This window comes from Serratia sp. NPDC087055 (genome assembly GCF_044900985.1).
Classification (GTDB): domain Bacteria; phylum Pseudomonadota; class Gammaproteobacteria; order Enterobacterales; family Enterobacteriaceae; genus Serratia.
Window position 1 is genome coordinate 1,002,821 of sequence record NZ_JBJDOG010000001.1, and the last position, 18,074, is coordinate 1,020,894.

The 18,074-nt window shown below is 53.5% G+C and carries 17 protein-coding genes; 4 read left to right on the forward strand and 13 right to left on the reverse strand.

Annotated elements, in window-relative coordinates; genetic code table 11:
- Positions 1-7: 7 nt before the first annotated feature.
- Both ACI2J2_RS04830 and ydgH read right to left on the reverse strand, forming a co-directional pair.
- On the reverse strand, positions 8-1,399 hold the full coding sequence (locus tag ACI2J2_RS04830) for an amino acid permease (RefSeq protein WP_265553413.1): 1,392 nt from the start codon (positions 1,397-1,399) through the stop codon (positions 8-10).
- 244 nt (positions 1,400-1,643) lie between these two features.
- On the reverse strand, positions 1,644-2,594 hold the full coding sequence (gene ydgH / locus ACI2J2_RS04835; protein ID WP_209633682.1) for a DUF1471 family protein YdgH: 951 nt from the start codon (positions 2,592-2,594) through the stop codon (positions 1,644-1,646).
- Positions 2,595-3,133: 539 nt separating this feature from the next.
- Between ydgH and pntA the strand changes: the two genes are divergently transcribed.
- On the forward strand, positions 3,134-4,663 hold the full coding sequence (pntA, locus tag ACI2J2_RS04840; protein WP_209633680.1) for a Re/Si-specific NAD(P)(+) transhydrogenase subunit alpha: 1,530 nt from the start codon (positions 3,134-3,136) through the stop codon (positions 4,661-4,663).
- 10 nt (positions 4,664-4,673) lie between these two features.
- A complete protein-coding gene (pntB, locus tag ACI2J2_RS04845) occupies positions 4,674-6,068 on the forward strand; it encodes a Re/Si-specific NAD(P)(+) transhydrogenase subunit beta (RefSeq protein ID WP_209633678.1) in 1,395 nt (464 codons plus the stop codon).
- Between the two features lie 52 nt (positions 6,069-6,120).
- Here the strand turns inward: pntB and uspE are convergent, their stop codons facing one another.
- Positions 6,121-7,083, reverse strand: coding sequence for a universal stress protein UspE (gene uspE, locus ACI2J2_RS04850; protein ID WP_209633676.1), 963 nt, complete (start codon positions 7,081-7,083; stop codon positions 6,121-6,123).
- Positions 7,084-7,210: 127 nt separating this feature from the next.
- Complete coding sequence (locus ACI2J2_RS04855; RefSeq protein WP_404759542.1) at positions 7,211-7,975, reverse strand: FNR family transcription factor; 765 nt, start codon at positions 7,973-7,975, stop codon at positions 7,211-7,213.
- Positions 7,976-8,390: 415 nt separating this feature from the next.
- Between ACI2J2_RS04855 and ACI2J2_RS04860 the strand changes: the two genes are divergently transcribed.
- The gene (locus ACI2J2_RS04860; protein ID WP_209633674.1) at positions 8,391-8,750 is read left to right on the forward strand and encodes a hypothetical protein; all 360 of its coding nucleotides are present in this window, start codon (positions 8,391-8,393) and stop codon (positions 8,748-8,750) included.
- An 18-nt stretch (positions 8,751-8,768) separates the two neighbouring features.
- Entirely contained in the window at positions 8,769-9,305 is a 537-nt protein-coding gene (locus ACI2J2_RS04865) for a glycine zipper family protein (protein ID WP_404759543.1), read from the forward strand.
- Between the two features lie 48 nt (positions 9,306-9,353).
- Here ACI2J2_RS04865 and ogt read toward each other — a convergent pair whose 3' ends face one another.
- The 9 genes from ogt to ACI2J2_RS04910 all read right to left on the reverse strand — a co-directional run bounded on the left by ogt (position 9,354) and on the right by ACI2J2_RS04910 (position 18,069).
- Positions 9,354-9,878 (reverse strand): methylated-DNA--[protein]-cysteine S-methyltransferase, encoded by a 525-nt coding sequence (gene ogt, locus ACI2J2_RS04870; protein WP_404759544.1) that lies wholly within the window; start codon positions 9,876-9,878, stop codon positions 9,354-9,356.
- 218 nt (positions 9,879-10,096) lie between these two features.
- On the reverse strand, positions 10,097-10,408 hold the full coding sequence (locus ACI2J2_RS04875) for a hypothetical protein (RefSeq protein ID WP_404759545.1): 312 nt from the start codon (positions 10,406-10,408) through the stop codon (positions 10,097-10,099).
- 317 nt (positions 10,409-10,725) lie between these two features.
- Positions 10,726-11,580 carry a tagatose bisphosphate family class II aldolase gene (locus ACI2J2_RS04880; protein WP_209633666.1) on the reverse strand — a complete coding sequence of 285 codons (855 nt, stop codon included), beginning with the start codon at positions 11,578-11,580 and terminating at the stop codon, positions 10,726-10,728.
- A gap of 9 nt (positions 11,581-11,589) precedes the next feature.
- Positions 11,590-12,756, reverse strand: a complete 1,167-nt coding sequence (locus ACI2J2_RS04885; RefSeq protein ID WP_404759546.1) for an SIS domain-containing protein — start codon at positions 12,754-12,756, stop codon at positions 11,590-11,592.
- A 26-nt stretch (positions 12,757-12,782) separates the two neighbouring features.
- A complete protein-coding gene (agaR, locus tag ACI2J2_RS04890; protein ID WP_209633661.1) occupies positions 12,783-13,553 on the reverse strand; it encodes a transcriptional repressor AgaR in 771 nt (256 codons plus the stop codon).
- Between the two features lie 332 nt (positions 13,554-13,885).
- Positions 13,886-14,794: an ROK family protein gene (locus ACI2J2_RS04895; RefSeq protein WP_209634215.1), complete on the reverse strand. Its 909-nt coding sequence runs from the start codon at positions 14,792-14,794 to the stop codon at positions 13,886-13,888.
- Between the two features lie 18 nt (positions 14,795-14,812).
- On the reverse strand, positions 14,813-16,096 hold the full coding sequence (locus tag ACI2J2_RS04900; protein ID WP_209633659.1) for a Gfo/Idh/MocA family protein: 1,284 nt from the start codon (positions 16,094-16,096) through the stop codon (positions 14,813-14,815).
- A 19-nt stretch (positions 16,097-16,115) separates the two neighbouring features.
- Positions 16,116-17,228, reverse strand: coding sequence for an ABC transporter ATP-binding protein (locus ACI2J2_RS04905; RefSeq protein ID WP_209633656.1), 1,113 nt, complete (start codon positions 17,226-17,228; stop codon positions 16,116-16,118).
- Between the two features lie 22 nt (positions 17,229-17,250).
- Complete coding sequence (locus tag ACI2J2_RS04910) at positions 17,251-18,069, reverse strand: carbohydrate ABC transporter permease (RefSeq protein WP_209633654.1); 819 nt, start codon at positions 18,067-18,069, stop codon at positions 17,251-17,253.
- Positions 18,070-18,074: the final 5 nt, after the last annotated feature.

Consider the following 18,074-nt stretch of genomic DNA (forward strand, 5'->3'; position numbering starts at 1 on the left):
ACACGACTTATTGCAGCATAAACCAGCCCGCCGGCACCGTTGCCACCAGCAAGAGTAGAATACTGCCTTTTTCCAGTTGATTCAGCAGCTTGACGTCATCATGCCCACGTCTGGCATAGATGAATACCAATAACCCTGGTGCATATAACAGAACCGACATCAGCAAGTGCATCAATCCTGATGCGTAAAGCAGCCAAATCCCATACAAGCAGGCACCTGTCGCAGCGAACATCAGGCGTTTATCCTGACGACGGATTGCCACTTTGAACAGGAAGGCGCCGACCAGGAAATAGGGCACCAGAATCATTTCTGACGCGATAGTCAGCAAGGAGTTGTAGTTGCTGCCTGTGAGCCAAATCAACACCAGAGCGAACTGTACCGCAATGTTGGTCAGCCAAAGGGACGCTGACGGCGCGTGATTCTTATTTTGCTTACGGAATATTTTGGGGAAGGCACCATGTTGTGCGGCCAGAAGCGGCACTTCGGCGGCCATGATTGTCCAGCTCAGGTAGGCGCCACAGACTGACACGATCAATCCGGCAGCGATGATCACATCACCCCAGGGACCAATCAAATCAACCATCAGCACGGCCATGGACGGGTTGCGCATCTCGGCTAATTCACTGCGTGGCACAACACCCAAGGATAGCAGCGTGACCAGCAAATACACGGCCAGCGCAGAAATCACCGCGAGCATGGTGGCACGGCCGACATCCTTTTTATGACGTGCCCGCGCCGAAACCACCACGGCACCTTCTACCCCGATAAATACCCACAGGGTAATCAGCATGGTGTTTTTTACTTGTTCCCACACGGGTTTACCCAGCGCGACACCGTGGAAATCCAGGGTAAACACATCCATGTTGAACGCTATCGCCGCCAAGACGGCGAACATTCCCAGGGGCAACAACTTGGCCAACGTTGCGACCAGATTGATGCTGGCGGCCGTTTGTACGCCGCGTAACACCAATGCATGCACGATCCACAGCAGCACAGACTCGGCCAACAGTGCCTGCCAGGTATTACCGTCACCCAGAATGACCTCGCCGCCGCGATCGGTGAATAAACTCAGTGCAGCGAATACGATCACCAGATAAGAAACGTTGGCAATCACCGCACATAGCCAGTAACCCCAGGCAGAACAGAAACCCACCAGCTCACCGAAACCTTCTTTCGCATAGGTGAAGATACCGCCGTCCAGATCAGGCCGTAAGCGGGTAAGTAACAGCATCGCAAAAGCCAGGAACAGGATGCCCACGCCGGTAATCGCCCAACCCAGCAACAGCGCGGCAGGGCTGGCGACCTGCGCCATGTTTTGCGGCAGGCTGAAAACGCCGGCGCCCAGCATTGAGCTGAGTACCAATGCCGTTAACGCGGTAAGACCTAGTTTTTTTTCCAATGACGGATCCTGAACGCAGAATAAACAACTGGGAGGGAACTGCTTGGCAGTAACAACGTAATGGCAATTACTGAACAAATAGACAATAGCCCTAAAAATTGGCGCAAATTTTACGGATGGATCGGCGTGGATGCAATGATTGAATATGCGAAATTTACAAAAAACTATTCAATTGAGTGAGGGGATATGCAACAAAAAAACGGGCAGCTCAATGGCTGCCCGATGGTAAACCTTAAAGTGGAACTTATTTGAACAAGTCGGCGCTGACGGTCAGGTTGCCGCCGCTCTTGTTCTGCCACTGACGGGTCACGTGATAGTACTTGGCGCCTTTCTCGGCTGCACGTTTCGCCACTTCGGTGGAGACGTCAGTCATGCTGTTGAAGTGGCCAGTGAAGGTCACAGAATCAAACGGCACCATCTGCGCAGCAGTCACGTTGTTCACTTCCTGGATCTTGGTGCCATTTGGCAGCGTGACGGTATAACGTTGACCGGTAGAAGACTGCGTCTCGAAGAAACGGCCTACGTCGCGGCTTGGCGAACCTGAAGATGCCACGCCCGGGATTTCAACCTTGGCAGCAGCAGCACCACCGGCAGCTAACGCGGCTCTACCGGCATCAGAGTCGGCAGGGATCGCATCCGGGCTCTGAACAACACGCTTAGGAGCATCGGCTTTGTAAATGTAAGCCGTGATGAACTGGTTGCCCCCCTGGTTGGCATCAACCTGGCGCACGATAAAGAAGGAGGCTGCGCCTTTCTTTTTCGCTTCTTTGGTGATGGCATCGTTGATGTCTGGCTGGCTGCGGTAGAAGCCGCTGACGCTTACCGTATCGTAAGGCTCCAGCAGGAAGGCTTGCTCTTTCGGCAGTTCAGTGACGCCATTAATAACGCGGTATTTTGGCTCTTTGCTCACTTCTGGCGCATCTTTATGATAAAGGTCTGCGGTGACGCGCCAGTTGCCGCCATTGTTGCTGTTATTGCTATCCTGAATGTAGAAGGCGTCTGCACCCAGCTTGTCTGCACGGCGAGAAACGGCATCAACGGCTTCATTGATGGCATTAAAGCGGCCGGTAATCGTGATGCGATCAAACGGCTTCAACGCCGCTGCTTTTTCAGGAGTTAACTCTTGCGCTGCATGAGCAGACAGGGCAGTGAGTGATAACAAGGCTGATGCGATGATCGTGTTCTTCAGCTTCATAAAAAATCCTTTCGCCTAGCGCATTAACGTTTATAACGTGCTGAACTGTTTAGGTGTAATTCAGCCGCCGATTATTACATGTAATCTCGACCAGTGTCTCAGCATTTTATGTCATCCCATGAGACAAATCCCACAAAGGCGAGTGCCGATTATTTTGTGCAGAATCACCATAAGTTTCAATAATAAAGCCTTTGATGTCATAAGTGTTAATTATTCACAATTTTATAACTTTCATGCGTTCCAGCCGCGTGATGCCAGATGTCATCCAGTGAAAGACAATCACAATGTGCCCGTTAAAACGGCATTCCAGCGGGCTTTTTAACTTTAAATTGCGATTTGTCATAACGTTGCCCAGATTTTTATGTAAAAACAGACCTGAATACGTAAGCAATTATGGATCATCGATCATATTTTCAGTAGGTTATAGATGACGCCTTAATTTGCTGCCGACAAGGTTAAGAAAAAACCTGTCAGCCGGCGCCATCGCTATGGGGTAGAAGATAATAAACATCATCAAAGACAGGTGAGAAGGGAACATTATGCGTATTGGTGTACCAAGAGAACGGTTGGCCAATGAAGCTCGGGTTGCAGCAACGCCGAAAACGGTGGAACAACTGCTGAAGCTGGGCTTTACCGTCGCGATCGAAAGCGGGGCGGGTAAACTGGCAAGCTTTGACGATGTCGCTTATGAAGCGGCAGGGGCGACGATTACCGATACTGCCGATGTCTGGCAGTCAGATCTGATTTTGAAAGTTAACGCGCCGCTTGAGGACGAAATCGCGTTAATGCGTGAGGGCAGCACCCTGGTCAGCTTTATTTGGCCAGCGCAAAATCCTGAATTGATCGCGAAGCTGGCTGCACGCAATGTCACAGCGATGGCGATGGATTCGGTACCGCGTATCTCACGTGCGCAATCTATGGATGCATTAAGCTCAATGGCCAATATCGCAGGCTACCGGGCAATTGTTGAAGCCGCACACGAATTTGGCCGCTTCTTCACCGGCCAGATTACCGCTGCCGGTAAGGTTCCACCGGCCAAGGTGATGATCATCGGTGCTGGCGTAGCGGGTCTGGCGGCCATTGGCGCGGCAGGTAGTCTGGGGGCGATTGTTCGCGCCTTTGATACCCGTCCGGAAGTAAAAGAGCAAGTGCAGAGCATGGGCGCGGAATTCCTCGAGTTAGATTTTGAGGAAGAAGCGGGCAGTGGCGACGGCTATGCCAAAGTGATGTCCGAGGCCTTCATCAAGGCCGAGATGGCCTTGTTTGCTGCACAGGCAGCCGAGGTCGACATTATTGTGACCACCGCCTTGATCCCAGGTAAACCTGCGCCGAAGTTGATCACCAAAGAGATGGTGGCGTCGATGAAGCCAGGCAGCGTGATTGTCGATCTGGCTGCGCAAAACGGCGGTAACTGTGAGCTAACCGTCGCCGATCGCGTCACCGTGACTGACAACGGCGTGAAAATCATAGGTTATACCGATCTGCCAAGCCGCCTGCCGACCCAATCCTCACAGCTTTATGGCACCAACCTGGTCAACCTGCTGAAGCTGCTGTCGAAAGAGAAAAACGGTGAAATCGATGTCGACTTCGACGATACCGTTATCCGCGGCGTTACCGTGGTGCGCAGTGGCGAAGTCACCTGGCCGGCCCCGCCAATCCAGGTCTCCGCCCAGCCTAAACAGGCACAGGCAGCGGCCCCGATCGCCAAACCAGTGGAAAAACCGGTTTCACCTTGGCTGAAGTACGGCCTGATGGCGCTGGCGATTATTCTGTTTGGCTGGTTGGCTGACGCCGCACCGAAAGAGTTCCTGTCTCACTTTACCGTGTTTGCGCTGGCCTGCGTGGTGGGTTACTACGTGGTGTGGAACGTCAGCCATGCATTGCATACCCCGTTGATGTCGGTCACCAATGCGATCTCAGGGATTATCGTGGTCGGTGCGTTATTACAGATTGGTCACGGTGGCTGGGTGAGTTTCCTCTCCTTTATCGCCGTACTGATCGCCAGCATCAATATTTTTGGTGGATTCACCGTCACTCAGCGCATGCTGAAGATGTTCCGCAAGAACTAAGGGGTAACACATGTCTGGAGGATTAGTTACAGCTGCATACATTGTTGCCGCTATTTTGTTTATTTGCAGTCTGGCAGGCCTGTCGCGCCATGAAACGTCGAAACGGGGCAACCTGTTCGGCGTTGCCGGGATGGCCATTGCGCTGATCGCCACCATCCTCGGGCCGGATTCCGGCAACGTAGGCTGGATAATCATTGCGATGATTATCGGTGGCTCTATCGGTGTCTATCTGGCGAAAAAGGTCGAAATGACCGAAATGCCAGAGTTGGTGGCAGTGTTGCATAGCTTTGTTGGCCTGGCGGCGGTGCTGGTGGGTTTAAATAGCTACCTGGATCACGGCGCACCGATGGAGCCGGTGATGGAAAATATCCATCTGACCGAAGTCTTCCTCGGGATCTTTATCGGTGCGGTGACCTTCACCGGTTCGATTGTCGCGTTCGGTAAACTGCGCGGCATTATCTCGTCCAAACCGCTGGCGCTGCCAAATCGTCATAAAATGAACCTGGCTGCACTGGTCGTATCCTTCCTGTTGCTGGTGGTGTTCGTTCGTGCCGACAGCGTGGGCTGGCAGGCTGTGGCATTGGTGCTGATGACTGCCATTGCACTGGCGTTTGGCTGGCATCTGGTGGCTTCCATCGGCGGTGCCGATATGCCCGTGGTGGTGTCGATGCTCAACTCCTATTCTGGCTGGGCGGCGGCGGCGGCGGGCTTCATGCTGAGCAACGATCTGCTGATCGTGACCGGTGCGTTGGTGGGGTCTTCAGGGGCCATTCTGTCTTACATTATGTGCAAGGCGATGAACCGTTCGTTTATCAGCGTGATTGCCGGTGGTTTCGGGACTGACGGCTCGTCGACCGGTAATGCGGAAGAAATGGGCGAGTATCGCGAAACCACGGCGGAAGACGTGGCCGAGCAGTTGAAGAACTCAACGTCGGTGATCATCACCCCAGGCTACGGTATGGCTGTCGCGCAGGCACAATACCCGGTGGCGGAGATTACCGAGAAACTGCGTGCACGTGGTGTCAAGGTGCGCTTCGGTATTCATCCCGTCGCTGGGCGCTTGCCGGGGCACATGAATGTGCTGTTGGCGGAAGCCAAGGTGCCGTACGACGTGGTGCTGGAGATGGACGAAATCAACGACGATTTCGCCGATACCGATACCGTGTTGGTGATCGGGGCTAATGACACGGTGAACCCAGCCGCGCTGGAAGATCCGCGCAGCCCAATTGCCGGTATGCCAGTGCTTGAAGTGTGGAAAGCGCAGAACGTCATCGCCTTTAAACGTTCAATGAACACCGGCTATGCCGGCGTGCAGAACCCGCTGTTCTTTAAAGAGAACACTCAAATGCTGTTTGGCGATGCCAAAGAGAGTGTGGAAGCGATACTGCGTGCGCTGCAGGCGTAACGGAAGCAAATAAAAACGGGCCTATCAGGCCCGTTTTTTTATGCGGCAAACATCAATCTTCGTCGTCGTGCTCGTCGTCTTCGTCAGCTTCGATCGGGCAATTGAAGTTATCCGGTTTAATGACCAACAGATCGCATTTTAGATGATCGATCACGTGTTCTGCCGTGTTACCGATAAAGGCTGCAGAAATGCCGGTACGGCCTAGCGTACCCAACACCACCACACCCGCCTGTAAATGTTCCGCTAAATCGGGAATGACCTCTTCAGGCAGGCCTTTTTCAACGTGGGTAAATTCTTCGTTAATGCAGAACTTTTGTCTTAGCGCCTTCATGGCGATCAGATGTTGCCCACGGATGGCGTCGTTATAAACACTGGGGTCAAAATCGGGCAATTCAATGGCGATATTGATCGGGGTAACCGGGTAGGCGCCGACCAGATGAACTTCCGTTTGGTTAACATTGTGCGCCAGCTCAACCGTTTCTTGGACGAGCTTGATGTTCAACGGATCGTGGTAGGGCTCTTCACTGGCCAGGTTGACGGCAACCACGGCTTTGCTGCCGTCCTGCCAGGGTTGATCTTTAACCATCCACACTGGACAAGGGCATTTGCGTAAAAGATGCCAGTCGGTTGGGGTGAAAATGACGGATTCGAGGCGGTCATGTTGGTGCGCCATTTTCAGCAGCAAATCGTGCTTGCCGGCGATCACCTCCTGAATAATCGCCTCATAAGGGCGGTTATGCCAGACCACTTTGATTTCAATAGGAACGCCTTCGTCGAGGTAAAAACGGCATTGCTCGTTGATCCATGCGGCACGTTGGCTAATAACGCCTTGCCGCATCGCCGTTCTTTCGTCTGGAGAGAGCAGGGTCGTCATCTCGTATGAGAAGTCGTAAATAGGCAGGAAGGCCTTAATGCGCCCGCCATTGCGTTTTATCAGGTACACCGCGCGACGCAATGCCGGCTGGTCATCCTGATTGGGGTCAATAGCCACCAGAAGATTCTGATACTTCGCCATAGGGCCTCCTTACAGCTGAAAATCAACAGTCTGTCAATTTACAGAGTAACCCAACATTGAAAAACAGAACAGCAGCAGAGGTTGTGCTGGGTCAATAATTCTGTGGAATTACTAACCCAGCATAGGATCAGGCGTTTACGGCCACGTTAATACGTGGCGTACCGGCCAGCACCGACAGGGCGTCGACGTTTTCGATGGTAATGTATTTGCCTTTAACGCTCAGGATCTCGCTTTTCTGGAAGCGGCCAAGCAGGCGGCTGATGGTTTCTACCGTCAGGCCAAGGTAGTTGCCGATATCGCCACGGGTCATGGTCAGGCGGAACTCGCGTGGTGAGAAGCCGCGTTCAGCAAAACGACGTGACAGGTTGTAGACAAACGCCGCCAGGCGTTCTTCGGCATTTTTCTTCGACAGCAGCAGGATCATGTCTTGATCGCCTTTGATCTCGCCGCTCATCAGACGCATGATTTGTTGGCGAAGATTCGGCATTTTACCCGAGAGATCATCCAGCGTTTCGAAAGGGATCTCACACACCATGGACGTTTCCAACGCCTGAGCAAAGCTCGGGTGTTTTAATCCGCCAATGGCATCAAAACCCACCAGATCGCCCGCCAGATGGAAGCCGGTGATTTGCTCATCACCTTGTTCGGTGATGGTGTAGCTCTTGATTGTCCCGGAGCGGATAGCGTACAGCGATTTCAGTTCATCGCCGGCCTTGAACAGGGTCTGGCCCTTCTGGATAGGCTTTTTCCTTTCGATAATGTTGTCGAGCTGGTCTAGCTCATGGGCATTAAGAGTAAAAGGAATACACAGCTGGCTGATACTGCAATCCTGACAATGGATCGCACAACCACCAGACTGGATACGACGAATCACGCGTTTTTCCGGGATCATAGATTACGCTCATTCAATAATTGATATGCGTCAATTTTAACATCTTTTCCGGCAGGTGATAAGGGTGGCATTAATAAGAACGGGGGCATTCTGTGCGAATTTCACGCGACCATGCCGCCGATTATTCTGTAGTTACCTGAAATGTTTTGATTTATTTGTTACTTACACCGGCAGATTGCCGATGCGCTGGTGACCGCAGGTGAAAGAGAAAGTCAGGCCCATACAGCGGATTTTTAGGTAAGCAATATTTAACCCTGCTCATCCAAGGTGCTTTCCGCCGTATCAAGTCAATATTTGTACACATTTACTGGCGAAAACCGATCGCATTCATCCCAATCGTTGCCGCAGATAAAACGCACCGTGGCGTTATCTTGCTCACTATGGGTGTGGTGACAATCAGATTCAGGAGTGAATGATGAAAAAGGTCATGTTATTGATGCTGGCGGCCGGAGCATTAATGTCGGCCAGCGCTGCCTCGTTTGCACACGGCTACTATGGGCATGGCTATTACGGTCATGGTTATTATGGCCACGGATACTATGGCCACGGGTACTACGGTCCCAATGTGGTGATAGGTATCCCTTGGGGACCCCCTCCGGTTTATTATGCGCCACCGCCGGTGGTGTATGTAGCACCGCCGCCGCCACAGAACTACATAGAAAAGGCACCCAATTACGCGTACTACTGCCGACGTCCCGCGGGCTATTACCCGCAAGTAGCACGTTGCCCTGACGGTTGGATGAAAGTGGTAACAGATGGCCCGACATCTCGGTGACTCTAAGGCGGATCAGTGATGAAATTATTTCCTGTTTTTACGTTACTGGCTTTGGCTACCGGGCTGTGTGGTTGCGTTTCGCCGCCGACCGGCCCAGATGTGATGGCTTTACCGGGCACCGGCAAAAGCTATGAACAATTTAATCGCGATGAGGCGATGTGCCGCGGCTATGCGCAAAATAGCGTGAATGGCGGTGCCCAGAGCGCGTCTAATAATGCGGCGGGTACTGCCGCAGCGGGTACGCTGGTGGGTGCGGCCGCGGGGGCATTAATCGGTGCGGCATCGGGTAATGCGGGGCCAGGGGCGCTTATTGGTGCCGGCGGTGGATTATTGGTAGGCAGTTCAATGGCCAGCGGCAGCGCGTCGGAGAGTTCTGGAGATTTGCAAGATCGCTACGATACGGTCTACAGCCAATGTATGTATGCCAAAGGCAATAAAGTACCGGTGGCCTATGGCTACGGCAGCGCGGATATGCAACAAGCCTCACCGGTTCCGCCGGACTATTACCCACCGCCAACGGATCGCGGGGCACCGCCGGATTACGTCCCACGCTAATAGCGCCGGGATATCGCACTTTTCCTGCGATATCCCGCCAATGGCTGATTAAAGCAGATCGTTTTGCAAATACCCTTCATGTTTCAACAGCCACGCTTTGCGCTGAACACCGCCGGCATAGCCGGTCAAGGCACCTTGTGAACCAATCACACGATGACAAGGCACCACGATGCTGATTGGGTTAGAGCCGTTTGCCATGCCGACCGCCCGTGAGGCCGTTGGGCGACCGATGCGCTTTGCCAATTCTCCATAAGTAATGATCTCACCGCACGGGATCTGGCGCAGCTGCTGCCACACCGTGCGCTGGAATTCTGTGCCTGCTGTCATTACCGGCACGCTGTTGATCACGTCCAACTCACCGGAGAAATACCGCTGCATGATGTCAGTCAGGCCGCCAGGATTGTGCTTGTCTACCAGTTGAAAACGATCGGCCCGGTAATGTGTGTTCAGCAGCTTCATCAGGCGAACTTGGTGTTCGGTCCAGTCGATAGCGCGCAAGCGGTCCTGCTCATCGGCAATCAAAACCAGCTCGCCCACTGGCGTCGCCATACGGTCAATAAAAAAAGTCTGCATTTTGATCACTCCTCTCGTTTGATGGGCAGATTATTACATGAAATGCAGCGGAGCGATGGCGGATTTCGGACATGAAGATGGGCAACCGGGGGTTGCCCATTCCAACGTAATGATGTGAACAGAGCATAGTTCAGGGTGCGAAGTGATAAAATAAATTTATAAAATACAAATATTATTTTATCAGTTAAAACAGTGTTAACAATAAACATCACTACGAGTTACTTGTAGCTTATCGTGATGTTCTTTAATCGATGGTCATTATTTACTGATTCGGTGGTTACATTAGAAACCAATTCAGATGGCATATTGTTTAATGACGTTGTGACAATGCCGTTGCCGTTTGTTGAACCTGTGCCGAAGCAATTGGAAACGAGTTCTTCATTTCTCTGTTTAATGTTACAGGCTGGCGACGTGATTTCGCCGACAAAGCGAATGGTGCCTGAGGCTACAGGGTGGCTGGAGCCTGTGGCGGCCTGTAAGGTTGCGGGAATAAGGGTCAGAAGTGCGAGTACGATAAGAGAACGCTTCATTATTAACTCCTCTTCTAAAATGAAAAACAAATAAGTGGTGCCAATTAAATAAAAACAAAATAGGTGTTAATGACGATTCTCGAACAAGTTTGCGCAGCGCAATTGCGAATGGTTTATATACTATTCTTAATTCTTTGTGTTGCGGATTTAATAATAGGGAGGGGGTGTGGCTAAAACCATGATTTAGATCATAGTGAAGGCGGCTTAATGATTAGCAGGCGAACGTGGCGGATGTACTGTGAACTGTGTCACGGTAAAAACGCCCCTGGCCGCAGTTGCCAATGCCACTGCGGCCAAACATAAAGCACTATTCTGGGTTACAGCATACCGCTGCTACCGCAAATGCGGATCTTCTCTGCGACCACCTCTTTCATTGCCAGCTTGCCGGGTACGATGTATTTGCGTGGATCGTTGGCGTCCGGATGCTGAGCGAAATAGCTCTTCACGGCATCAGCAAAGGCGATTTTCAGTTCAGTGGCCACGTTGACCTTGCATACACCCAGCGAAATCGCGCGTTTCACCATGGCTTCAGGAATTCCGGATGCGCCGTGCAACACCAGGGGAATGTCGACGTGCTCACGGATCAGCGCCAAGCGTTCGAAATCCAGTTTGGGTTCACCCTGGTATAGCCCATGGGCAGAACCAATGGCTACCGCGAGCGAGTCTATGCCGGTAGCGGTGACAAACTCTCGCGCGGCGGCGGGATCGGTAAAGAAACTGTCTGCGGAGTCGACAATCAAGTCATCCTCCTGGCCACCCAGGCGACCCAGCTCTGCTTCCACACTGGCCCCATAGCGGTGGCATAAGGCGACGGCTTCGGCGACTTTGGCGATGTTCTGTGCGAAGGGCAAGTGCGATCCGTCAATCATCACTGAGCGGATGCCGTTTTTGACCTTGAACTCGATATCATCCATTTCTTCATGATGATCAAGGTGCAGCGCAAAGGGCAGATCGTAACGGTGCGCTGCCGCCTGACAGATGCCGATCAAATAGTCGGTACCGGCATAGCTGAAAGTGCCGGGCGTTCCTGCCATGATCACCGGGGATCCCAGCTCTGCGGCGGTTTCCGCCACCACTTGTACAGTTTCCAGGTTATGCACGTTGAACGCGGGTACGGCATAACCCTGGCGCTGCGCTTTTAACAGCATTTCGCGATTGGATATCAGGTACATAGGGGCTCCTTACGCCACAGAAGACGGATAGCGGTAAATGGTAACGCCTTTCACCACGCGGTTAACTTCACCGGTCGGGCACGGATTATCCGGCGTCAGGCCCAGCGCCAGCGAGCTTTCAAATGCCAGCATCTGAGTGAATAACAAGTAGGGGAACAGTAACCAGACGTCATCCTCGGCATGGTGCAGATTCAGTATCATGTCGCTGAGTGGTTGTGTGCTGCCGGTCAAGCCGACCATCTGCATCGCCAAACCGTCACGCTGCAGTTCGTTCCACAAATCGCGATCGTATTGACGGGCATAGTCGCCACTGGAGAACATCAGAAGGACTAACGTCTGGCTATCGACCATAAATTTGGGCCCGTGACGCAAACCGAGCGGGGAGTCGTAGCGGGTAACAATCTGACCGGCTGTCAGTTCCAGCATCTTTAACGATGCCTCTTCCGCAAGCCCGGTAAAACAGCTGCCACCCAGCGTGATGTAGCGCCTGAACCCACTGGCAGCCAAGGTTTTCACCTGAGGTTGCAGTGTCTCGCGAAGTTCACGACAGCGTTCCACCATGGCGGTCAGTGGCCGTTGCGCGTCGGCAAGGGAATAGGGGCCCAGCAATAGCGCTGCGGACAGCATCATGCAGCTAAAGCTGGAGGTCATGGCGAAGCTCTGATCGTTGGAGCCTTGCGGCATCACCAGCGAACAAACGTTATCGCGTTGGTGTGCGTACTGCGCTAGCTTGCTGTCCGGGTTGCACACCAGCATCAGGTGATAGCTTTCGGGCAGCAACTGATCGGCCAATTCCACCGTCGCCACGCTTTCTGGGCTGTTGCCGGAGCGGGCGAAAGAAACCAGCAGCGTAGGGCGCGTCAAGTCGAGGTATTGGTGCGGGTTAGCGACAATATCGGTGGTGCCATAAGCCACCACATCACGGCCCGTTTTCTCGCGGAGCCATGGCGCCAGCGCGCGGCCGGCGAAGGCGGAGCTGCCCGCACCGCAAAGCACAATCTGCAAACGGGGATTCGACAGTAACGGGGCAAGGAAAGGTTGCCACTGCGCCTGTTGCGCGTGTAGTTGCTGGTGCAGGGCGGCCCAGAGGTCCGGCTGCTGCCAGATTTCACGTGCGGTATGCAACGCATGCCGTTGCTCCAGCCAGCCCGCATCGTAAGCAAAATAACCATTCATGTTGAAAACTCCTTAAGAAACGTCTGTTAACGGTCGGCGATAATGACGTCGACCCCTAAATGCTTCAGCGCATGCAGGTAGCTTTCCGGAATGCGGCTGTCAGTGACCAAACGTTGGATTTGGCCGATTTCACGGATCATGCAAAAGCTGGTGCGGCCAAATTTGCTGGCGTCTGCGACGGCGATCACTTCGCGTGCGACATCGCACATAGCGCGGTTGAGTTGCGCTTCTCCGGGGTCTGGTGTGGTGATACCACTGAGCAGATCAAAGCCGTCAACGCCGAGAAACAGCTTGTCGAACCGGAACTGGCGCATGTGCTGCTCTGCTGCCGGTCCATACAGCGACCAGGATTTACGCCGTACGCTGCCGCCGACCACCATCAAATCCACCTGTTCGTTGTTGGCCAGTTCGAAAGCGATATTCAATGCATTGGTCATCACCACCAGATCTTTCTTGCCGGCTAACTGCTGTGCCATTTGGCTGGTGGTGGAGCCGGAATCGAGAATGATGGCATCGCCGTCATTGACCAATTCGGCTGCCGCACAGGCAATGGCGAATTTCACATCGCGATTGATACGGCCCTTGTCCTGCAACGGGCGATCGAAGGCGAACTGCTTATTGAGCATTGCGCCCCCATAGGCACGTACGGCGCAGCCGCTTTTTTCCAACTGGCGCAGATCGCTGCGGATAGTGACGCTGGAAACCGAAAACTGGGCGCTGAGTTGTTCGACGCGCACCGAGCCTTCGCGACAAAGCTGGTCGATAATTAATTCCCGTCGTTTTACGGTATTGATCATAAACGCGTGACTCCTGATTTAGCTGTAGTCATACCCGGCCGCGGCGCAATGCGTCGCAGCTAATCTGGCAGGAGTGCTTTCAGTTGTTCGTGTCGAATTACAGCAAACGAAACAGTGAAATGCAATCGGTTATTTTATAAAAAATCATATGTATCAATTGCTTATGTTGATTTTATCTTTCGATTGCGGTCAAACCGAAAGCAGCGAATAAATAAAGTGAAAATGGGTAATCCGTTATTAATCAGGCGAAAACTCATCGCTTGCTGTCATTTACCAAAAGCAGGGTGAAAGCTGCGTCATTCATTTCTTGTTGTTCGCCTTTTCATTGTTTTTTATTGCCAGCTTTGACGTAATAGCGCAGCACCGCGTACGCCACTGCTGTCACCGTGCACTGGCGGGTAGACTGCCGCCGGTTCCGTGCCGGGCAACAACCACTGGCCCATGGCCGGCGGCAGGAGGGAATACAACTCCTTGACGTTCGACAGCCCACCGCCGAGCACGAAGGCGTCCACGTCCAGTAACAGCTGCAGACTTGCCAACGCGCTGGCCAGAATATCGACATACATCACCATCAGGTGCTGTGCCATTGGCTGTCCCTGCCGGTAACTGGCGATCAGCGCCGGTACCGTATCGGCAGGGTGGCCAAAGTGGCGGCTTAACGCCAGCAACCCACTGCCGGATACGTAGCGCTCAAAGCAGGCGGTCAGGCCGCAATTACAGGTGAATAGCGGCAAATCGTAACGTTGTGCCAACTGAGCAGAGATCGGCGTGTGGCCCCATTCACCGGCCAGACCGTTACGGCCCTTATGCAACTGTTTGTTCATGACCAGGCCACCGCCGGCACCGGTACCGATAATCGCGCCGAACACCAGCGCCAGATGCTCTGTCTGTGGCGTGCTGGCTTCGGAAAGGGCGAAGCAACGGCAGTCGTTTTCAATTTCAACCGGCCGCGACAATGCTTGGGCCAGATCGTCAGCCAGACAGTGACCGGTCAGGCAAGGCACGTTGACGGCCAGTTGCCGGCGGCTGCGAGGATCGGTTACGCCGGGTAAGCCGATGCCGATACTGCCTTGGGTATGCAATTCGCGGTCGGCACGATCCACCAATTGGTGGATACAGGACAGAAATTCGCGGTAATTGCCCGTAGGGGTACTGACGCGTTGGCAAAACACCTGCGTAAGCTGTTGGTCATAGGCTGCCATTTCGATCTTGGTTCCCCCAATGTCGAAGCCGTAGCGCATCTGTGATATCTCCACGTTTCAGGCTCCGCTCAGGGTGATGACGGCAGATTCACGGCGAGCACGTTCAGCCGCAAACACCATCAAATGGCTTTCCAACGTTTCCGCTGGGCCTGACAGCACCTGTGAAGGGTCGTTCGTGCGAATAGCGTCGATAAAATGCTGCATCAGATAATAATCGCCGCCGCCGTGACCGGACATGGTATGCAGATCTTCAGCCTCATCAACGTCGTAGACCTTTTCACTGTCGTCAACGAACGAAGTGATACGGATGAAGCGTCCGTCGCCCTCGAGACAACCGTGGCTGCCGAAAATGCGGGTTTTGCGATCTTCAAGGCGGGTGAACGCCGTCATGGTGAAGGACGCGGTGCGTCCACCGGCAAATTGCATGTTGACCACCTGATGATCAACGACGTTGTTGTCGCAACGGTAGACACAGCGGCCATACTGCCCCTCGCGCAGGGCCGCCAACAGGTGTGGCTGACTGACCTCTGGCGTTAACACCCGCAGGAAGCCCGGTGTCGCTTTGTGGTCGTCGCCCAGATAGATACGTTTAGCGGAATAAGGGCAATGGGCTTCCACTGAACAGTCCAGGCAATTGTCCGCCGCGCCCGCAGGTTGATTTTCCTGGCGAAAGTGACGCAAACCACCGAACGAGCTGATCTGCTCGCAGGGCAGCTCCATGATGTAGCGGATCCAGTCGATGTCGTGGCAGGATTTTTGTAGCAGCATAAAGGCGGCTTCACCGTCATTGCGCCAGTTACCGCGGACGAAGGAATGAGCCTGGTGCCAGTAACCGACCGGTTCCAGGTGCTGCAGGCTGACAATGTCACCAATCACGTTATCACGCAGCAGCTGCTTCAGTTTCTGGGTATAGCGCGTATAGCGCAACACATGGCCAACCGAGAAAATCAGCTTTTGACGTATCACTTCTTCAACGATGGTGCGGCATTCACTGGCATCCGGTGACAGCGGTTTTTCCAGCAGCATGGCGTAACCCTGCCTGGCGAAGGCCAGCGCGGGCTCGAGGTGTAACGTGTCTTGGGTACAGATCAGCACCGCATCGGCCAGTTTTCCTGCGTTGGCAGCCTGCTGCCAGTCAGTGAATACCTTATCTGCCGCTATGCCATGTTGTTCGACAAACTGTTGCCGATAAACATCACGCGGCTCTGCCACGGCGACCACCTGCATTAAATCCGGGTGTGCCAACGCGTAACGTGAATAAATTTCCCCACGCGCTCCGGCGCCAATAACCAGTACCTTCACCGGGCGACCGGCATAACCATTTTGTTGAGATGACGACATTGCACATTCTCCGATCTTGTTATTTGAGGTTTTGGCCGCTGATTTCATCAAACAGGTGTGCGCGGGACAGATCGAAAGCCAGGTGGATCTGTTCTCCCAAACGCGGTTCCCAGTCTGGTTGTGACGCCATACGAAGCACAAACCGCAGCTCAGCCAGCTCGCAGTGCAGCAATTCTTCGTTGCCCATGCGTTCGATGGTGACGATCTTTGCCGGGAAGCAGTTGGCACTGCCGGGAGCGCACAACCGCAAGGACTCTGGACGAATGCCGAGGCATACGCGCGGGTGCGGGTATTTTTCTAATTGCTGTTGCAGCGCCGGTGGCAGTTCGAGTGGATATTCGCTACCGATGCGTAGCCCAATTCCCTGAGCGGTGCGGGTAATCGCCATATCGTGCAGGTTCATCGATGGGCTGCCGATGAACTCGGCGACAAAGCGGTTAGCGGGTTGGTGATACAGGTTGATCGGTTTGTCTACCTGCATGATGGCGCCACGGTTCATCACACAGATACGGTCTCCCATGGTCATGGCCTCTACCTGATCGTGCGTGACATAGACCATGGTGGCAGCCGCACCTTCCTGTTTCAGCTGGTTATGCAATTCAATCAACTGCACGCGCATCGAGACGCGTAGCTTGGCATCCAAATTCGACAGGGGTTCATCGAACAAAAACACCTTGGGTTTACGCACGATAGCGCGGCCGACCGCCACACGCTGGCACTGGCCACCCGACAACTGACCTGGCTTACGCTGCAGCAGATTGGTGATTTCCAATTTTTCGGCCGCATCCCGCACACGGCGATCAATTTCGGCTTTGCTTTCTTTGCCGATCAAACCGAACGCCATGTTCTTGTAGACGGTCATATGGGGATAGAGCGCATAGTTCTGGAAAACCATCGCAATGCCGCGATCTTTCGGCATGGTGTCGTTGACGCAGTGGTCGTGAATCAGGATCTGGCCTTCGCTGACGCTTTCCAGGCCGGCGATCATTCGCAGCAGGGTGGATTTTGCGCAGCCGGAGGGGCCAACAAATACCATAAATTCGCCGTCTTTGATGTCCAGATCGACCCCATGCAAAGCATTGAACCCATTGGGATAGACCTTCTTCACATTGTTTAACTGTATACCGGCCATGTTAGTTACCTTGTATTCGCGGTTAGCCTTTTACCCCAGCGCTGGCGATGCCTTGGATGAAGTAGCGTTGGAAAAGAATGAACAGCATCAGCATGGGGATGACCGCCATCAGCGCGCCGGCCATCAGTAACGGATATTCCACCCCGGCACGGCTTGACAGTGATGCCAGTCCAACGGGCAGCGTCAGTTTCTCGGTGGTGGTGTTGACGATCAGCGGCCACATCAGGTTGTTCCAGCTCCACAGGCCATTAATAATGATGCAGGCGATGATGCCGGGGCGAATCAGGGGCAGCATGATGCGCCAGAAAATAGCGAAGTAGCTGTAGCCGTCGATCAACGCCGCTTCTTCCATCTCCTTTGGCACTGCCAGGAAGAACTGACGCAACAGGAAAGTGGCATAAATACTGAAAATGCCTGGCAACACCAGCCCGGTGATGCTGTTTACCAAGCCCAACTTCTGCACTACCAGGAATTGTGGGATCAGAAACGCCTGACCAGGCACCATCAGAATGGAAATACAGACCAGGAACACCGCGTCGCGGCCGCGAAAATGCAAGCGCGAGAAACCGTAAGCGGCCATGGTGGCGATGACCATTTGTAGTGTGACGGTAAAGAATGTCGCCAGCAGCGAGTTCACATAAAAATCAGTAAACGGAATTTCATGCATGATCTTGCCGTAGGCCTGCAGGCTGGGGTGCGTCGGCAGCAGTGTTAGCGGGATCTGAATACTCTCGGCCTGCGTTTTCAGTGAGGTAACCAGCATCCAGATAAAAGGGACGACAGAGGCGAGCGCCGCCAGGGCCATAAACAGATAAACCAGTGTTTTTTTACTTATGCTCATCGTCA

What these genes read in the sequence shown, in the direction of transcription:
- agaR (WP_209633661.1), bottom strand. Translation starts at nt 13,553, where the DNA reads ATGATCAATACCGTAAAACGACGGGAATTAATTATCGACCAGCTTTGT.
- ACI2J2_RS04875 (WP_404759545.1), bottom strand. Translation starts at nt 10,408, where the DNA reads ATGAAGCGTTCTCTTATCGTACTCGCACTTCTGACCCTTATTCCCGCA.
- uspE (WP_209633676.1), bottom strand. Translation starts at nt 7,083, where the DNA reads ATGGCGAAGTATCAGAATCTTCTGGTGGCTATTGACCCCAATCAGGAT.
- ACI2J2_RS04885 (WP_404759546.1), bottom strand. Translation starts at nt 12,756, where the DNA reads ATGAATGGTTATTTTGCTTACGATGCGGGCTGGCTGGAGCAACGGCAT.
- ydgH (WP_209633682.1), bottom strand. Translation starts at nt 2,594, where the DNA reads ATGAAGCTGAAGAACACGATCATCGCATCAGCCTTGTTATCACTCACT.
- ACI2J2_RS04865 (WP_404759543.1), top strand. Translation starts at nt 8,769, where the DNA reads ATGAAATTATTTCCTGTTTTTACGTTACTGGCTTTGGCTACCGGGCTG.
- ACI2J2_RS04910 (WP_209633654.1), bottom strand. Translation starts at nt 18,069, where the DNA reads ATGAGCATAAGTAAAAAAACACTGGTTTATCTGTTTATGGCCCTGGCG.
- ACI2J2_RS04900 (WP_209633659.1), bottom strand. Translation starts at nt 16,096, where the DNA reads ATGTCGTCATCTCAACAAAATGGTTATGCCGGTCGCCCGGTGAAGGTA.
- pntB (WP_209633678.1), top strand. Translation starts at nt 4,674, where the DNA reads ATGTCTGGAGGATTAGTTACAGCTGCATACATTGTTGCCGCTATTTTG.
- ACI2J2_RS04895 (WP_209634215.1), bottom strand. Translation starts at nt 14,794, where the DNA reads ATGCGCTACGGCTTCGACATTGGGGGAACCAAGATCGAAATGGCAGCC.
- pntA (WP_209633680.1), top strand. Translation starts at nt 3,134, where the DNA reads ATGCGTATTGGTGTACCAAGAGAACGGTTGGCCAATGAAGCTCGGGTT.
- ogt (WP_404759544.1), bottom strand. Translation starts at nt 9,878, where the DNA reads ATGCAGACTTTTTTTATTGACCGTATGGCGACGCCAGTGGGCGAGCTG.
- ACI2J2_RS04905 (WP_209633656.1), bottom strand. Translation starts at nt 17,228, where the DNA reads ATGGCCGGTATACAGTTAAACAATGTGAAGAAGGTCTATCCCAATGGG.
- ACI2J2_RS04855 (WP_404759542.1), bottom strand. Translation starts at nt 7,975, where the DNA reads ATGATCCCGGAAAAACGCGTGATTCGTCGTATCCAGTCTGGTGGTTGT.
- ACI2J2_RS04860 (WP_209633674.1), top strand. Translation starts at nt 8,391, where the DNA reads ATGAAAAAGGTCATGTTATTGATGCTGGCGGCCGGAGCATTAATGTCG.
- ACI2J2_RS04880 (WP_209633666.1), bottom strand. Translation starts at nt 11,580, where the DNA reads ATGTACCTGATATCCAATCGCGAAATGCTGTTAAAAGCGCAGCGCCAG.